The following is a 1,949-nucleotide window of genomic DNA, read 5'->3' as shown; positions in this document are numbered from 1 at the left end:
GCGCCCGGACGAGCGTTTTCGCGCCGAGGCCACGCTGCTCCTGCGCACCGACCGGGTGGCGGACGTGATCCAGGCGGTGCCCGAGGCGACCGCGCTGGTGCGCCAGGGCGTGCTGCTTTCACCCACCTACGAGTACCGCACCGAGTTCCTGTTCACCGGGCTCGACGCGATCAAGCCCGAGATGATCCGCGAGGCCACGGCGGATGCGCGAAGCGCCGCCCAGCAGTTCGCCGAGGACTCGGGAAGCGCCGTGGGTGGCATCAAGAGCGCCACCCAAGGCTACTTCTCCATCGAGGACCTGGACAGCTACACCCCGCAGACCAAGCGCGTGCGCGTGGTCACTACCATCGACTACGCCTTGGAGTGACGTCAGGGTGGCAGCATCGGCAGCCACAGGGCCAGCGCCAGGAGCGTGACCAGCAGCACCGGTGGGGTGATCAGAAGCCCCACCTTCATGTACTGCCCCCACGTGATGCGATACCCCTTGCCCGCCAGCACGTGAAGCCACAAGAGCGTGGCCAGGCTGCCGATGGGCGTGAACTTCGGCCCCAGGTCGTTGCCGATGATGCTGGCATGGATCATCAGCTCCCGAGTCAGCGCGGGCAGTTCGGCCTGATCGATCGCCAGCGCCGCCACCAGGGTGGAAGGCAGATTATTCATCAAGGAGGCGACGAGCGCGACCAGAAACCCGGTCCCCACGGTGGCGACGATATCGCCTTGTCTCGCGAGCCATTCGAGCGCCTGGGCGCCGTAGCCGGTCAAGCCCGCATTGCCGAGCCCGTACACCACCAGATACATGCCCAGCGAAAACAGCACGATCTGCCAGGGTGCCCCCAGGAGGGCGCTCGATACACGTATCACCGCACCACGACCGCCGCGCCACCAGCGTCCAGCCAACGCCGTCAGTACCAGCGCCGCCCCCCCGGTGACGAAGGCGACGGGTACTCCAAGAGGCGCGGTCACGACGTAGGCCACCATCAACATACCCAGAAGCGGGAACGCTGCGTGAAACACCAGCCTGTCCTTGATAGCCGAGCGGGGCGACTCGAGGTTCTCGAGTTCATAGCGCTTGGGTATTCGATGCCAGAACACTCCCCAGAGTACCGTCAGGGTGGCCGCCAGCGATACCAGCGCGATCGGGATCATGACCAGGGCATAGCGATCGAACCCGATGCCGAAGTAGTTGGCCGTGACAATGTTCACCAGGTTGGAGATCACCAGCGGAAGGCTTGCGGTGTCCGCCACGAACCCGGTGGCGATGATGAAGGCCAGGGCCGAGGCGGGCTCGAACTCGAGGCGCTTGAGAATGGCGATGACGATGGGGGTGAGCAGCAGGGCGGCGCCGTCGTTGGCGAACACGGCGGCCATCAACGCGCCCAGTATCACGATCAGCACAAACAGCAGCGCCCCGCGCCCCTGGCCCCAGCGTGCCACGTGAAGCGCCGCCCAGTTGAAAAAGCCTGCTTCGTCGAGCAGCAGCGAAATGACGATCAAGGCCACGAAGGTGAAGGTGGCGTCCCAGACGATATGCCACACAGCGCCGATATCCTCGAACGCCACCACGCCGCAGAGCAGAGCAACGAAAGCTCCGAGCAGGGCGCTCGTGCCAATTCCTAATCCCTTGGGTTGCCATATCACCAACGTCAGGGTGGTGGCGAAGATGGTCAGTGCCAGCATCCGGTTACTCGCTCATCCAAGGCGTCACGAGGCCGACATCTGCGGGTAGCGAATGTTGGTCACGGTATAGAAATCCTCGCCACTCGGGGTCTGCACGGTGATCTCGTCATCCACTTCCTTGCCGAGCAGCGCTTTCGCCATGGGGGAGTCGATGCTGATCCAGCGTTTCTGGGGGTCGATCTCGTCGTGGCCGACGATGCGGATATCGAGCGGCTCGCCGTCGTCGTCCTCGAGGCTCACGAAGGCACCGAAGAAGATCTTGTCGGTGTTCG

At 64.3% G+C, this 1,949-nt stretch carries 3 protein-coding genes; 1 reads left to right on the top strand and 2 read right to left on the bottom strand.

The genetic code is table 11. The features are described from left to right. A partial coding sequence (locus tag BIS11_RS16325) for an SIMPL domain-containing protein (RefSeq protein WP_253586554.1) occupies positions 1-367 on the top strand: 367 nt, incomplete at its 5' end. Positions 368-369: 2 nt separating this feature from the next. On the opposite strand, the gene BIS11_RS16320 is transcribed toward BIS11_RS16325, so the two are convergent. Both BIS11_RS16320 and BIS11_RS16315 read right to left on the bottom strand, forming a co-directional pair. Continuing rightward, complete coding sequence (locus tag BIS11_RS16320; protein WP_253419840.1) at positions 370-1,677, bottom strand: arsenic transporter; 1,308 nt, start codon at positions 1,675-1,677, stop codon at positions 370-372. A 24-nt stretch (positions 1,678-1,701) separates the two neighbouring features. Continuing rightward, positions 1,702-1,949: GreA/GreB family elongation factor (locus BIS11_RS16315; RefSeq protein WP_253586553.1), on the bottom strand; the 248-nt coding region annotated here is incomplete at its 5' end.

It is taken from the genome of Halomonas sp. 707D4 (genome assembly GCF_024158685.1).
GTDB lineage: Bacteria > Pseudomonadota > Gammaproteobacteria > Pseudomonadales > Halomonadaceae > Vreelandella.
The sequence above is the reverse complement of the archived record's forward strand: the minus strand, read 5'-3'. Positions and strand labels throughout refer to the sequence as shown.